Origin of the sequence: Rhizobium sp. UBA1881, from assembly GCF_002338015.1 — a bacterium.
Taxonomy (GTDB): domain Bacteria; phylum Pseudomonadota; class Alphaproteobacteria; order Rhizobiales; family Rhizobiaceae; genus Rhizobium.
This window is the reverse complement of record NZ_DDHH01000118.1, coordinates 14,875-15,087: the sequence shown is the minus strand read 5'-3', so window position 1 is coordinate 15,087 and position 213 is coordinate 14,875. Positions and strand designations below refer to the sequence as shown.

Sequence of the window (213 nt, the reverse complement as noted above, 5' to 3'; positions counted from 1 at the left end):
GGGGCAGGGGCGGCTGCCTGGCGGTAGCTCGGCTGCGACGACGGGCGATAGCTCGGTGCCGCCGGTGCCCGCATCTGCTGGGCGGTGGAGCGCAGCGGTGCGCCATGGTTGGCGTTGCTGACGCGGAAGCGGGCGACGAGATGCTGCAGCGTCTGTGCCTCTTCGTTCAGCGTGACGCTGGCCGCGGTGGTCTCCTCGACCATGGCGGCGTTC

General features: G+C 71.8%; 1 protein-coding gene. It reads right to left on the bottom strand.

Going from position 1 to position 213, the window contains the following annotated elements; all coding sequences use genetic code 11:
- Nucleotides 1–213 (bottom strand): hypothetical protein (locus B3605_RS14785; protein WP_296434726.1); only part of this gene is annotated, 213 nt, incomplete at both ends.